We start from the raw sequence: 13,585 nt of genomic DNA on the forward strand, positions 1-13,585 counted from the left end.
GTAAGGTTAGCACCTCAAACAGCCCCGTGGCACTGCTTATACTTCCGCCCCGACCCGCAAGGGCACGGCGCATTACGGCTGACCACGCCTTCCCAGTTCGCAGGATCCTCGCCGATATCGGCCTCCTGCGGCTGAGGGATCTGCAACGGCGGCATCGTCGAGGTGATGTGCCCCCGCGTACCCGCATCGAAATCATTCGAATCATCCTCACCCGTGAACGGGTCGAAATGCGTGGTGATGAAGTCCGGCAGCTCGGGCAGCCCGACCGGTGCCTGCATCTGGAACTGCGCGTGCGCGATCGTCTTGGTCACGTCTTCGCGGATCGTCTCAAGCATGCGCTGGAACAGCGAGAACGCCTCCTGCTTATACTCGTTGATCGGCGTCTTCTGCGCATAGGCGCGCAGATGGACGACCTGACGCAGCGCATCGAGCGTCGCCAGATGCTCCTTCCAGTGATGGTCGAGATTCTGCAACAGGATCGACTTCTCGACCGACGTCCACGTCTCCGCATCGAGATCCGCCGACTTCTGCGCGATCGCCTCGTCCGCCATCGTGCGGATCCGCTCCTCCAGAACCTCGGGGTCGACCGACTCCTCAAGCAGCCACGCATCGATCTGCGGCTCGAGGTTCAGCACCTCGGCGAGCCGCGTCTTCATCCCCTCGATGTCCCACTGCTCGGGATAGGAGTTGGGCGGGCACGCATCGCCGACGATCACGTTGACCGTCTCCGCGCGCATGTCGGTGACCACGTCGCCGACCGTATCGGCATCCATGATGTCCGCACGCTGCTCGTAGATCACTTTCCGCTGCTCGTTCATCACGTCATCATATTCGACGACCTGCTTGCGGATGTCGTAGTTGCGCGCTTCGACCTTCTTCTGCGCGGTCTCGATCGCCTTGCTCAGCCACTTGCTGCCGATCGCCTCGCCATCCTCGATATTGTTGCGCATCATCTTGGCGAACAGCGTGTCCGGCCCGAAGATCCGCAGCAGATCGTCGTCGAGGCTGAGATAGAAGCGCGACAGGCCCGGATCGCCCTGACGCCCCGAGCGTCCGCGCAGCTGGTTGTCGATACGCCGGCTCTCGTGACGCTCGGTGCCGAGCACGAACAGGCCACCCGCCGCGAGCACCGCCTGCTTCTCGGCTTCGATCTCGACCGTGATGCGAGCGGCCGCCTCGTCATACTCAGGCGTGCCCTCGACCAGCTCGGGATGCTCGTCGAGCATGCGGAACTCGAGGTTGCCGCCGAGTTTGATGTCGGTGCCGCGGCCCGCCATGTTGGTCGCGATCGTCACCGCGGACTTGCGCCCGGCCTGCGCGACGATGTGCGCCTCCATCTCGTGGAAGCGCGCGTTGAGCACCTTGTGCTCGACGTTCTCGCCGACCAGGAACTCGCTCAGCATCTCGGACTTCTCGATCGACACCGTGCCGACCAGCACCGGCTGGCCCAGGTCCGCGTGATGCTTGATCTTCTTGGCGATCGCGGCAAACTTGTCCTTGGTGTCCTTGTAGAACTCGTCTTCCTCGTCGACGCGCTTCACCTCGACGTTGGTCGGGATGCTGACGACGTTGATCTTGTAGATGTCGTAGAACTCGGCTGCCTCGGTCGCCGCGGTGCCGGTCATGCCACCGATCTTGGGGTACATGCGGAAATAGTTCTGGAACGTGATCGAGGCCATCGTCTGGTTTTCGGGCTCGATCTGGACGCCCTCCTTCGCCTCGACCGCCTGGTGCAGGCCGTCCGACCAGCGCCGACCGTCCATCATGCGGCCGGTGAACTCGTCGATGATGATGACCTTGCCGTCCTTGACGATGTAGTCGATGTCCGACTTGAACATCACGATCGCACGCAACGCCTGGTTGAGGTGATGCACGACCTGCGTGTTCTCGAAGTCGTACAAATTCTGCCCCTCGAGCAGCCCCGCCGCCTCGAGCATCCGCTCGACCTTCTCGGTGCCGTCCTCGGTGAGGATGATCGTCTTCTGCTTCTCGTCCTTGTCGTAGTCGATCGGCTCGAGCTGCTTCACGACCGCGTCGACCTGCATGTACAGCTCGGACTTGTCGTCGGTCGGGCCGGAGATGATCAGCGGCGTACGCGCCTCGTCGATCAGCACCGAATCGACCTCGTCGACCACCGCGAAGTTGAAGGCACGCTGCGTCATCGCACTGCGCTCGTACTTCATGTTGTCGCGCAGGTAATCGAACCCGAACTCGTTGTTCGTGCCGTAGGTGATGTCGGCGGCGTAGGCGGCGCGGCGTTCCTCGTCGGACAGGTTCGGGATGATGACGCCGATCGTCATGCCGAGGAAGGTGTAGACCTGCCCCATCCACTCGGCGTCGCGGGCCGCCAGGTAGTCGTTGACGGTGACGACGTGGACGCCATCACCAGGGAGAGCGTTGAGATAAGTCGCGAGCGTGGCGACGAGCGTCTTACCCTCGCCAGTCCGCATCTCGGCGATCTCGCCGCGGTGAAGGACGATGCCGCCGACCATCTGGACGTCGTAATGGCGCTGGCCGAGCACGCGGTGCGCGGCTTCACGGACGGTGGCGAACGCTTCCGGGAGCAGGTCGTCGAGCTTCTCGCCGTCTGCGAGCCGGGCGCGGAACTTGACGGTCTGCGCGGACAGCTCCTCGTCGGACATCGCCTGGAGCGACGGCTCGAACGAGGCGATCTTGACGAGAATCGGGTTGAGCGACTTGACGTAGCGGTCGTTGGACGAACCGAACAAGGATTTGGCGAGGCCACCGAACATGGGCTGATTTCCTGAATTTGAGACGCGGCGGCACGCGAGGGGCACGCACGCGTAGAGAGATAGGGTGGCCCGTAAGCCGAGGGATCAGACGCCCGACGCTATTCGCGCCGGCGGTCCGCCCAGATCGGAGCCTTGCTCACGGCGATGACTCGCAACGCCGCCGAGACGGAAACGTCTTCCAGCGAAGCCAGAACTGCGGCCGGCCGTATCGCAACCTTGACCGGCGCTGCCGCCACCGACTGCGAGCAAACGCTACCCTGCGCGACAGCCTGCGCCGACTGGCCACGCACACCCGGCACCGCGCCGGTCAGCGCGGACAGGAGGGCGGAGAGGAGCAGCAGCAGGTTCATGCGGCACCGGCTGTATGCGAGCTTGCGCTATAAATCTACCGTTCGTCTCGGCGGAACACCCGGCGGACGTCGCAGGGCAGTAATCGCCCGGCGATCTTCGCGCACGTCATCTTGCCGCCCGCCCGGCAACGACTATGAAGACGGCATGCAAATCTCGCCGCTCGCCTTGCCCTTCCCCGCCGCCCCTTCGATCGACGGAGTCGCGCTGCATGTCGCGCGCGCGGCGTACAAGACCTGGGATCGGTGCGACCTGACGTTCGTGACGCTGGAGCCGGGGACGGTGGTCGCAGGCGTGCTGACGCAGAGCAAATGTCCTTCTCCCGAGGTGGAGTGGTGCCGAGCGGCGCTAACGCTCGGGCAGGCGCGCGCGCTGGTGGTGAATGCGGGCAATTCGAACGCGTTTACCGGCTCGCGCGGGCGGGCGGCGGTCGAGGCGATCGCGGCGCGGACGGCGGCGCATCTCGGGTGTCAGCCTTCGGACGTGTTCGTCGCCTCAACCGGCGTGATCGGCGTACCGCTGCCGATCGACAAGGCCGAAGCGGGGCTTGACGCAGCGTTCGCTGCCGCGCCGTGCGGATGGCAGGATGCGGCCGCGACGATCATGACGACCGACACCTTCACCAAGGGCGCGGTGACGACCGCGGTGATCGGCGATCGGACCGTCACGCTGGTCGGGATCATCAAGGGCTCGGGCATGATCGCGCCGGACATGGCGACGATGCTCGGCTTCATCTTCACCGATGCCGCGGTCGAGCCGGAGTTCCTGCAGGCCGCGCTATCGAAGGCGAACGCGCCGAGCTTCTCCTGCATTACTGTCGACAGCGATACATCGACCAGCGACACGGTGCTGGCGTTCGCAACGGGCAAAGCGGGCAATGCGCTGCTGGTGGACGAGGGCAGCGTCGGCGCGGATGCGTTCCGCGCGGCGCTGGCCGACCTGTGCCATCAATTGGCGATGCTCGTCGTTCGAGACGGCGAAGGCGCGCAGAAGCTGATCGAGATCCAGGTGACCGGCGCGGAGAGCGACCGTAGCGCGCACCGTATCGCAATGAGCGTCGCCAATTCGCCGCTGGTGAAGACCGCGATCGCCGGTGAGGACGCGAACTGGGGCCGCGTCGTGATGGCGGTCGGCAAGGCTGGCGAACCCGCCGATCCCGATACGCTCTCGATCCGGTTCGGGAATACGCAGGTCGCGGAAGGTGGCTTGGCTCTCAGCGGGTATGAAGAGGCGCCGGTAGCGGCGCATCTCAAGGGCCAGGAAATTGAGATCGGAGTGGACCTCGCGCTAGGCGAAGGTCGCGCCACCGTTTGGACCTGTGATCTCACTCACGGCTACATTTCGATCAACGCCGACTACCGGAGCTAAGCTCGACCGAAGCAGAGCTCTGTCGAAGCCAATCTCCCAACCTGTCACCCCGCCTACGTCCGTCACCCCAGCGAAAGCTGGGGTATCCCCGTTGGCAAGCGGTGTGGCTCGAAGCGGGAGATCCCAGCTTCCGCTGGGATGACGGAGAGGTAGGTGACCCTTAGGCCAGTTCGCCTTCGAGCCAAGCCTTCAACCGCCCCTTGGGCTCCGCGCCGACCTTGGTCGCTGCCGGTGCGCCGCCCTTGAACAGGATCATCGTCGGGATGCCGCGGACGCCGTACTTGCCCGGCGCGTCGGGGTTCTCGTCGATGTTGAGCTTGGCGATCGTCACCTTCTCGCCGAGCTCCTCGGAGATTTCCTCCAGCGAGGGTCCGATCATCTTGCAAGGACCGCACCATTCCGCCCAGAAATCGACGAGCACGGGGCCGTCTGCGTTGAGGACGTCCGCATCGAAGCTGGCATCGGTGATCTGCTTGGTCGCCATCGTGAATTCTCCTTGGTTGCTCGTAATCTAGGGTCGCGCGTGCGTTCGCTCAACCACCGGGACGCTAGCTTTGCTCCGTGGGCCGATAGCGCGGCTTGTGATCGGCGAGCAGCTCGGGCGGCAACATGATCAAGCGGGGCCCTGCGGTGTAGAGCAACGCCGCCTCGACCGCGCGACCCGGAAAGATCACGCGCAGCGCCTCGGCATACGCGGCGATCTGCTTGAGGTGATATTCGGGAACATCCGCCAAGCCCAAGGGCGCACGGCGGCCGGTCTTGAAATCGACCACGCGGATGCGGTCGGTTTCGATCAGCAGGCGGTCGACCGTCCCCGACACGACGATCCCGTCGCTCAACGTCGCCGCAATCGGTGCCTCCGCCAGCGTGTCCGCGCCGAACAGATCCGCGAAGCGGGGGTCGTCGAGCACCGCCGCGACGCTGGCGATGATCTCCGCCCTCGCCGTGCCATCCTCGACGCCGCCCGCTTTGGCCAGCCAGCGATCCGCTGCCGCGGCCCGGTCAGCGGGCGCGATCGCGGGGAGGCGCTCGAACAGCGCATGGATCAGCCGGCCACGCTCCGCCGCCAGCCGCATCGCGGGGGTAGGCGGTGGATCGGACACCGCATCCTCGCCGAGCGCGGACGGTGACAAGGGCCGCGGCGGACGGGACTCGGTCGGCGCAGGCTGATGTGCCCAGTCGGGGAGCCGCGCGGTCTCGGACACGACGATCTGTTGCGATGACTTGGCGACGATCGCCGGCTGCGGCTCCACCCCGTGAAAAGTTCGCGCGCCCTCGCCTTCGGCCACACCGAGCAGCGTCAGCGCACGGTCGGCGGCGGCGTACCAGCTGTTCTCCGGCGGCGCCCCCTTGGCGCGCGACCCGAGCGCACCGGCGATCACCAGCCGCTCTTCCGCGCGGGTCGCGGCGACGTAGAACAGCCGCCAATGCTCCTCCAACTCGCGCTTTTCCGCGGCCGATACGACGGCGTCCAGCGGCCCGCCGCGCTCCGCTGAGCGGGGGCGGAATACGGGGATCGGCGCGGCGTCGGGCTCGGGGGCCCATTTCAGGATCGAGCGTGGGGCGGCCGACGGATCCGCGGTCGCATCCGCGAGGATCACCAGCGGGGCCTGCAAGCCCTTTGCGCCGTGCGCCGTCATCACCCGGACCGCATCGAGCGGCGCGGACGGATCGCGGACGATCTCGACATCGCCGCGGTCGAACCAATCGAGGAATCGCTGTAGCGAGGGCGTCGTTGTGCTCTCGAACGTGAGGGCGGCGTTGAGCAGTTCCTCGATCGGGTCGCGTGCCTCCGTGCCCAGCCGTCGGATCAGTTTGCGGCGACCGTCGAGCGGGCCCGACAGCAACTCCTCCAGGAACTGGTACGGCGTGGCGATATCCGCGCGCGCGAGCATCGCCAGCAAGGGGGCGAGCCTTGCCGCGGGTTGCGTGCGTTGCAGGTGGCGCCACAATGGGCCCGCGTCGCGGGGTGCCGCAGCCATCAACTCGTCCTGCGTCCAGCCGATAAGCGGCGACACAAGCAGCGCCGCGACGCTCAAATCGTCCTCGGGCTGCAACACAAAGCGGATCGTGGCCAGCAGATCCTGTACCGCGAGCGGCGCGTTCAACCGCAGGCGATCGACACCCGCCACCGGCACGCCCTCGGCATAGAGCCGCGCGACGATCAGCGAGGCGAGATCGCCGCGTCGCTTGACGAGGATCATCACGTCCTCGGGCCGCAACCGCCGCCCCTTGCTCTCCAGCATGAGCCCCGTGTCGGGCGCGAGCCAACCCTTTACCGCGCGCGCGATGTCGCTGGCGAGCTTGCGCACCGCGTCGTCGACCCAGCCCTCTTCGTCGTCCTCGCTGCCGCCGGCCGAGACTGGCGGCCACAAGGTGACCGTGCCCGGACCGACAACTTCGCTGGCATGCGGTTCCGTTGTCTCAATGCCGAGCCCAGGCTCGCCGATTGCCTCGATAGCCGCGTCGACAAATTCTAGAACAGGGAGTGTCGATCGGAACGAATGCGTCAGCGACAATGCGGATAACGGCAGACCACGCTCATTCTCAGGCCAGTCGTCATCACCAAATGCTTCTTCGGCGCGACGAGAGAAAGATATCTGCGCGGCTTCGAATTGTCGCGGATCGGTCCCCTGGAACCCGAAGATCGCCTGCTTGTAGTCGCCGACCGTGAACAGCGTTCGCGTCGACGGCGCATAGATGCCGCGGCCGACGAAGAACTCGTCCGCCAGCGCGCGGACGATCCGCCACTGGTGGCCGTTGGTATCCTGCGCCTCGTCGATGAGCAGATGCTCGGTCGCCTGGTCGAGTTTGTAACGCACCCATTCGCCGATCCCCGGCTGATCGAGCAGCGCCACTGTCGTTGCGATCAGGTCGTCGAAATCGACCGCCCCCGCGCGGCGTTTGGCCTGCGCATAGCCGCGCGCGTAATCGCGCCCGACTTCTAGCCCGTCGGCGAGCAGGTCTGCATACTTTGTCCTAACTTGCAGAGCGAATAGTGCTGAACAGTTACCATAAAGTTCGGCAGCAATTTCCGCGTACTCAGGCTCCTGCGGCGCTTGTCCCTTACCAAACGAGCGCTGCTCGCCGTCAGCCTTGGCCCACACCGTATGCAGTTCGCTCAGAGTTCCAGCTCGATCTTCTACCGACCGTTCCAACCACGTCCGGATTAACTCTGCCCGCGCGACACCGTTTTTCGTTCCCCACGCGAGGTTTAACTCGCAAATTCGCGTGATCGCATCCAAATCCAAGGCGTCACACCATTCCGCGACAGCTTCGTCGATGTCGCCCGACGGCAACTCCAACTCGCGTCGGAGCCACGGCTGGATCCCGACCGGGAGCGCTTCCAGTGCCGGCAGCGCGCGGGCGCAGGCGAGCAGGAACGCCTCCGCCCCGCCCTCGCCCATCCGCAGCGACAAGCGTCCCACGATTTCAACCGGACGTTCGCGGCCTTCGCGCTCGGCGTCGGACAGCATCGACGCCAGCGCCTCGCGCGCCAGCCCCGCCTCTTCACGCGCCTCCAGCGGGCGGAACCCCGGCGTCAGCCCGGCCTCAACCGGGAACGCCGCCAGCAATCCCTGGCAGAACCCGTGGATCGTCTGGATGCGCAGGCCACCGCCCGGCGCATCGAGCACCTTGGCGAACAGCGTGCGCGCGCGATCCTGCAAGGCCTGTAGCGGGCTCTCGCCAAGCGCGATCAAATCCGCCGCGAGCGCTGGCGCGGGCATGCGGACCCAGGCCGCGAGGCGTCCGTTGATGCGTTGCGCCATCTCCGCTGCGCCTGCCTTGGTGAAGGTCAGGCACAGGATCGCGCCCGGGTCGACGCCGCGCAACAGGAGCCGGAACACGCGGGCGGCCAGCACTTGAGTCTTGCCCGTGCCCGCCGACGCCGACAGCCAGACGTGCGAGGCCGGGTTGCTCGCATCGGCCTGCGCGCCCCTTAGCCGGGGCAGCGTGGCGAGCGCGTCACCGCTCACGGCCATACCATTCGTCGCGTCGCATGAGCTGGTCGTACTCGGCATAGGGGGCGTATTCGGGGACGAGTTTCGCGGTGAACGCGGCGCTGCCGGTCAGCCATTCGCCGACGACTTCGGTGAAATTGTGCGCGGCGATTGACGTGAACTCGGCGGTCGGGATCTTGTCGCGTTTGCCCTCGGGATCGACCGGGCTCTCGATATAGCCGAACGCGTCGCGCTTCTTGCCGAGCGACCAATATTCGAACGCACCCGCGGTGCCGCGAACGTCTTCGAACCCGCCGCGCTCGGCAATCAGGCCGAGCAGGCCCAGTTGGAGGCTGTACCCCGCGCGGACGGCGGTCGGCGACGGCGGCTTGCCGGTCTTGTAGTCGATCACGGCTAGGCGCCCGTCGGGGAGCTTGTCGATGCGGTCGTAGCGCCCCGACAAGGTCACCCCGGCGATCTCGATCTTGCCCTTGCCCTCGGCGCTGGCGACGGTGCGGCCGTCTTCGCCCTGCGCAACGATCGCGCCGGCGATCCAGTCGATCGCCTCCAGCAACCGCGGCTGCCACAGCGCGCGCATCATCGGATGCGTACGCTCGTCGTCGAGCATCGCCTTCGCGCGCTGGCGGAGCGTGTCGACGGTGCAGTTGTCCTGCTTCCACCATTGCTCGAGAATGTCGTGCACCGCGGTCCCGCGCCATGCCGCGCTGGGGTCGGCATCGACCGGATCGAGCGGCATCAGCCCGAGCACGCGGCGTGCGTAGAAGGCGTAGGGGTCGGCCTTGAGGCGATCGACCTCGGTGACGGAAATGACCTTCGGACGGAGCGATGCGGGTGGCGAAGGTGCCGGACGGTCGGCGGGTCTATGCTCGCCCGGATCGTCGAGCGCGCGGGTCCAGTCTTCCAGCGCGGTGGCGCGCTCGAACCGGGCGCCCGCTAGCGCCTGTAACCTTAGCCAAAGCCGGGACGCCAACGCGGGTGACTTTGCATCGCGGCGCGCCCGCGTGACGACCGCGCGGGGTGCGCCCAAGGCCTGCGCGAAGTCATGGGCTGCCGTACCGACACGCCGCTCCAGCCCCGGCAGGCCAAGCTCCATACGGATGCGCGGCGCGAGCCAAGGATCGGGCGCGGGACGGCCCGGCCACACGCCTTCGTTCAGCCCGCCGAGCACCATGACGTCGGCAGTCTGCAACCGCGCCTCGATCAGGCCGTAGATCGCCAGCCGCGGATGCCCGCCTGGGGCCGGTCGCACCGCCACTTCGTCGAGCAACGTTCGCAGCAATTGCGGGAGTTCGCGCGGATCGATCCGCGGCGGTCCGGCTGGTGCTTCGGCTTCCAGATCGGCAAGGAACTCCGCCGCAGCACGTCCGGCCAACCCCGACCAGAGATTGTCGCCGCACAAGGTCTGCGCCGTCTCGCGCAGGCAGGCGAGCACCGACGCCAAAGCCTGCGGTCCCTGGTCAAACGCACCGGCCAGCGGCGTCAGCAACGGCTGGACGTCGGCCCACCATGTTGCCGCCGTCCCCTTGCGCTCCTCCAGATGCCCCGCGATCCCGTCGAGCCCCGCCGCCGGCCGCGGCCCACGCAGCCTGCGATCAAGTGCGCGCGCGCCGTCGAGCCATAGCAAGCGATCGTCGCCCGCGCGCACCAGCGGGTGCTTCAGCAACGCCAGCAATGCGAGCGGCGAGAAGCGCTGCGCCGCCGCTTCGGCCAGCGCGAGCAGCAACGTCCCCGGCGGCAGGATCGACAGAGGCCGCCCCGCGCTGTCGTCGATCCCGATACCCCATCGCCCGAGATGCGCCGCCACCCGCCGCGCCAACGCGCGGTCCGGCGTTACGAGTGCGGCGGTCCGCTCGGGCACTTCCAACGCCTCCCTCAGCACGAGCGCGATCGCCTGCGCCTCCTCCGCAGGCGTAGCGAGCTCAGCCGCAGTCACGCCCTTCAAGCGGCGGTCCTCCGCCGCGATCTGCGTCCATTTGCCGGTGAAGTCCGCGGGCGCCAGCGCGTTGGCGATCGCCCGGCCGCGCGCGGGGTCGGCATCGTGCCCGCCGCCCTCGCGCCACGTCTGCACTTCACCGCGGGCGACGCCCATGCGCAGGATCATCAACTTGGCATCAAACTGTGGGTGCGTCTCGATCGAGCGGCGCGTGAGCCCCGTCACGGGGTGCGGATCGTGCGGGCCGAGCGCGTCCCATTCCTCGTCCGGCAGCGCGAGGTCGAGACCGGCGAACACGACCATCCCCTGCGGCATGTCGGCGATGCACCGGAGCAGCCGCGCCACCGCGGGTGCGGAGTCGGTCACGCCCGCCGCGCACACGATCCCAGCCGGTGGCGCATTCCGCCAGCGCTGGGCGAGCCGATCGAGCAGCGCCGAGCGCCGCGTCGCCGCATCGATCCGCTCCAGCCGCGCGAGTTCGCCCGGCCAGCGTTGCAGGACGATCTCGAACGTCGCGAGCGCGCGCCGCCAGTGCTCGGTGAGTTCGGGGCCGAGCTCGATATCGCGCAGCTTGGTTGGCGGTACCTCCTCGACCAGCAACTGATCGAGCGTCCGCGCGAGTTCGCCGGCCAGCCGCACAGCCTCGGCCGCATCGACGGGATGGCCTTCGCGCGCGCGCTCTTCCGACACCAGCCGGGCGAGGATCATCCGTCGCTGATAGGGCGGCACCGCGGGCAGCGGCGGATCGATATCGTCCGCGGGATCGAGCGCGGCGCCGACCGACTCCCCCATCTCCGGATCACCCAAGGCGACAAGCCGCGGCAACACCAGCCCGCCGCCGCTCGCGCGTACGAACGCTTCGGTCACGGCCTTCACCGCGCGGTTGTTCGGTAGCACGACGAGCGCTCGGGCAAGTGCCAACGGATCGCGCCCCGCCTGCCGCGTCAGCCCGGCGACGAGCGCATCCGCAAACGCGCGGTGCGCGGGGATCGTGTACAGCGTCGGACGACCCGCCGTGGCGATATCAGCCATCCGCGAGGATCGCCTCGGTCCTGGGGATCGCGGCGGGGGTGCCGACGTCGAACCACAGGCCCTGGTGGACCTGGCCATAAGCGCGGCCCGCCTCGATCGCGCGATCCCAGAACAGGTTGGTCGAGAACGGCCCCTCCGGCCAGTCCGCGATCAGCCGCGGGTGGAGGATCTGGATGCCAGTATAGGCGAACGGCGCGAGCCGGCCGGACTTGCGCCGCCCGCTGATCCGGCCGTCGGCTGCGAGGTAGAAATCGCCCGGCCCGCGGTGGTTGTGCGCGCGTGCGAGCGGCACCATCAGCAACAGCGCGTCCATCTTCGCGTCGTCCCAGCGCGATGCGAGCAGCTTGATCGCGTCGACCGGCCCGTCGATCCACAGGTTGTCGCTGTTGACGACCAGCACTGGCGCGTCGCCGAGCAGGCCGCGGGCCTGGACGAGCCCGCCGCCGGTCTCCATCAGCATTTTCCGCTCGTCGGAGATCACGACGTCGATCCCCGCGAACCGGTCGGTGACGTGCGCCTCAAGCGTGTCCGCGAGGTAGTGCACGTTGACCACCGCGCGCTTAATCCCCGCCGCCTGCAACCGTTCGAAGACGTGGTCGATCAACGGCTTGCCGGCGACCTTTACCAGCGGCTTGGGACGCGTGGCGGTGAGCGGGCGCATCCGCTTGCCAAGCCCGGCGGCCATCACCATCGCCGTCTCGGGCACGGTGCCGCGCGGGACGGGGCGGATCGTCTGCTGGCGGGTCACGCGCTCATAACCAGAGGGTCGCCGCGCAATTCAGCCGGCACGTTCGCTTCGAACCACGCCGCAACGGGCGCCATCACCGGTTGCGCGAGGTCACGCTCCAGATAGGTCCACACGCGCGGGCACATCGTCGCGTAATGCGGCTTGCCGTCGCGCTGCCATAACCGCGTGAAGATGCCGAGGATCTTTGCGTTCCGTTGCGCGCCGAGCACGTGGTATGCGTTCATGAACGCCTCGTCCACGTCGGTGGCGGCGCGATAGCGGTCGAGCATTGCCGCCTCTACGGTCGGATCGACCGTTCGCCGTGCATCCTGCAACAGCGACACGAGGTCGTAGGCCGGGTGTCCCGCGAGCGCGTCCTGGAAATCGAGCAGGCCGAGCGATCGCGCCGGTCCGACCAGCATCAAATTCTCGGCATGATAATCGCGCAGCACGGTGACGGGCGTATCGGCGATGGCGTGGTCGAACACTGCATCCCACGCTGCATCCCAGCCTACGAGATCGGGCTCGATCCCGACCGCTGGGCAATACCATTCGACGAACAGCCCCGCCTCGCGCTTCAGCACCGCGCGATCGTATGGGGGGACCGGTCCAGCCGGCTCGGCGCGCAGCCGCACCAGCAAATCGATCGCTGGCGCGTAAAGCGACAATTCCTGGTCCGGCGTCGCGTCGACGGTCTCGCGCAAACGGACATCACCGAAATCCTCGATCAGCACGAGCCCCTGGTCGAGGTCGCACGCCAGGATCGCCGGCGCCGCGAAATCGCGCTCGACCAGCCATTCGGCGATGGCGATGAACGGCCGCGGGTCCTCGTGCGGCGGCGGTGCGTCCATCAGGATCGCCTGACGCCCACCCTCGACCGCGCGGAAATAGCGCCGGAACGACGCGTCGCCGGCGACCGGGAGGATCTGCGCGCCACCCCAGCCATGAGCGTCGAGAAAAGCGGCGGCGCCGGGCGGCGGGGTCATGTCGGCCATCGCGACCTCCAAGCTTCCGGGACTCCCACTGTCAAGCCGCGCGTGCCGTCCGGCTCGATCGTCAGGCTGAGCCGAAGTGCATCGGGCCAATGATCGGGGCCTGCGCGTTCCGGCCATTCGACGAGCAACAGCGCATCGTAGCGTGCGTCGTCTAGCGCCAGCTCCTCGATCTCGGCGGGGTCGTCGATCCGGTAGAGGTCGACGTGGAGGACGGGGAAGCGGACCTCGGGCGGCTCATAGGGCTGGACGATCGCGAAGCTGGGGGACGGTGCCTCGCCGGCGAGGCCGAGCGCGGCGAGGAGTCCGCGGGCTACGCTAGTCTTGCCGGCGCCGAGCGTGCCTTCGAGCGTGATAACGTCTCCGGGTTGGACACGCGCTGCCAACATCGCGCCGAACGCCTCGGTCGCTTGCGGATCGAGGAGTCTCACCACCGTCCGTCACCCCGGACCTGTTCCGGGGTCCACCCG

The 13,585-nt window shown here is 67.5% G+C and carries 9 protein-coding genes; 1 reads left to right on the plus strand and 8 read right to left on the minus strand.

Annotated features, from left to right (window positions below; genetic code table 11):
• Positions 1 to 14: 14 nt before the first annotated feature.
• Together secA and VH567_RS01200 are read right to left on the minus strand one after the other, a co-directional pair.
• Positions 15 to 2,753 carry a preprotein translocase subunit SecA gene (gene secA / locus VH567_RS01195; RefSeq protein WP_423322471.1) on the minus strand — a complete coding sequence of 913 codons (2,739 nt, stop codon included), beginning with the start codon at positions 2,751 to 2,753 and terminating at the stop codon, positions 15 to 17.
• 98 nt (positions 2,754 to 2,851) lie between these two features.
• Positions 2,852 to 3,103: a hypothetical protein gene (locus VH567_RS01200; protein ID WP_423322473.1), complete on the minus strand. Its 252-nt coding sequence runs from the start codon at positions 3,101 to 3,103 to the stop codon at positions 2,852 to 2,854.
• A gap of 145 nt (positions 3,104 to 3,248) precedes the next feature.
• Here VH567_RS01200 and argJ point away from each other — a divergent pair, with 145 nt between their 5' ends.
• Complete coding sequence (gene argJ, locus VH567_RS01205) at positions 3,249 to 4,469, plus strand: bifunctional glutamate N-acetyltransferase/amino-acid acetyltransferase ArgJ (RefSeq protein WP_423322475.1); 1,221 nt, start codon at positions 3,249 to 3,251, stop codon at positions 4,467 to 4,469.
• A 160-nt stretch (positions 4,470 to 4,629) separates the two neighbouring features.
• Here argJ and trxA read toward each other — a convergent pair whose 3' ends face one another.
• The 6 genes from trxA to tsaE all read right to left on the minus strand — a co-directional run bounded on the left by trxA (position 4,630) and on the right by tsaE (position 13,546).
• Entirely contained in the window at positions 4,630 to 4,953 is a 324-nt protein-coding gene (trxA, locus tag VH567_RS01210; RefSeq protein ID WP_055877560.1) for a thioredoxin TrxA, read from the minus strand.
• Positions 4,954 to 5,017: 64 nt separating this feature from the next.
• On the minus strand, positions 5,018 to 8,452 hold the full coding sequence (addA, locus tag VH567_RS01215) for a double-strand break repair helicase AddA (RefSeq protein WP_423322478.1): 3,435 nt from the start codon (positions 8,450 to 8,452) through the stop codon (positions 5,018 to 5,020).
• Positions 8,436 to 11,396, minus strand: a complete 2,961-nt coding sequence (gene addB / locus VH567_RS01220; RefSeq protein WP_423322480.1) for a double-strand break repair protein AddB — start codon at positions 11,394 to 11,396, stop codon at positions 8,436 to 8,438. Before addB ends, addA begins: the two co-directional genes overlap by 17 nt.
• Positions 11,389 to 12,144: a nucleotidyltransferase family protein gene (locus tag VH567_RS01225; protein WP_423322482.1), complete on the minus strand. Its 756-nt coding sequence runs from the start codon at positions 12,142 to 12,144 to the stop codon at positions 11,389 to 11,391. Before VH567_RS01225 ends, addB begins: the two co-directional genes overlap by 8 nt.
• The gene (locus tag VH567_RS01230; protein WP_423323647.1) at positions 12,141 to 13,109 is read right to left on the minus strand and encodes an aminoglycoside phosphotransferase family protein; all 969 of its coding nucleotides are present in this window, start codon (positions 13,107 to 13,109) and stop codon (positions 12,141 to 12,143) included. Before VH567_RS01230 ends, VH567_RS01225 begins: the two co-directional genes overlap by 4 nt.
• Positions 13,106 to 13,546: a tRNA (adenosine(37)-N6)-threonylcarbamoyltransferase complex ATPase subunit type 1 TsaE gene (gene tsaE / locus VH567_RS01235; RefSeq protein WP_423323649.1), complete on the minus strand. Its 441-nt coding sequence runs from the start codon at positions 13,544 to 13,546 to the stop codon at positions 13,106 to 13,108. The genes VH567_RS01230 and tsaE overlap by 4 nt, the downstream gene beginning before the upstream one ends.
• Positions 13,547 to 13,585: the final 39 nt, after the last annotated feature.

This window comes from Sphingomonas sp. 4RDLI-65 (assembly GCF_049472435.1).
In the GTDB taxonomy this organism is placed as follows: domain Bacteria; phylum Pseudomonadota; class Alphaproteobacteria; order Sphingomonadales; family Sphingomonadaceae; genus Sphingomonas.

What these genes read in the sequence shown, in the direction of transcription:
- secA (WP_423322471.1), bottom strand. Translation starts at nt 2,753, where the DNA reads ATGTTCGGTGGCCTCGCCAAATCCTTGTTCGGTTCGTCCAACGACCGC.
- VH567_RS01200 (WP_423322473.1), bottom strand. Translation starts at nt 3,103, where the DNA reads ATGAACCTGCTGCTGCTCCTCTCCGCCCTCCTGTCCGCGCTGACCGGC.
- argJ (WP_423322475.1), top strand. Translation starts at nt 3,249, where the DNA reads ATGCAAATCTCGCCGCTCGCCTTGCCCTTCCCCGCCGCCCCTTCGATC.
- trxA (WP_055877560.1), bottom strand. Translation starts at nt 4,953, where the DNA reads ATGGCGACCAAGCAGATCACCGATGCCAGCTTCGATGCGGACGTCCTC.
- addA (WP_423322478.1), bottom strand. Translation starts at nt 8,452, where the DNA reads ATGGCCGTGAGCGGTGACGCGCTCGCCACGCTGCCCCGGCTAAGGGGC.
- addB (WP_423322480.1), bottom strand. Translation starts at nt 11,396, where the DNA reads ATGGCTGATATCGCCACGGCGGGTCGTCCGACGCTGTACACGATCCCC.
- VH567_RS01230 (WP_423323647.1), bottom strand. Translation starts at nt 13,109, where the DNA reads ATGACCCCGCCGCCCGGCGCCGCCGCTTTTCTCGACGCTCATGGCTGG.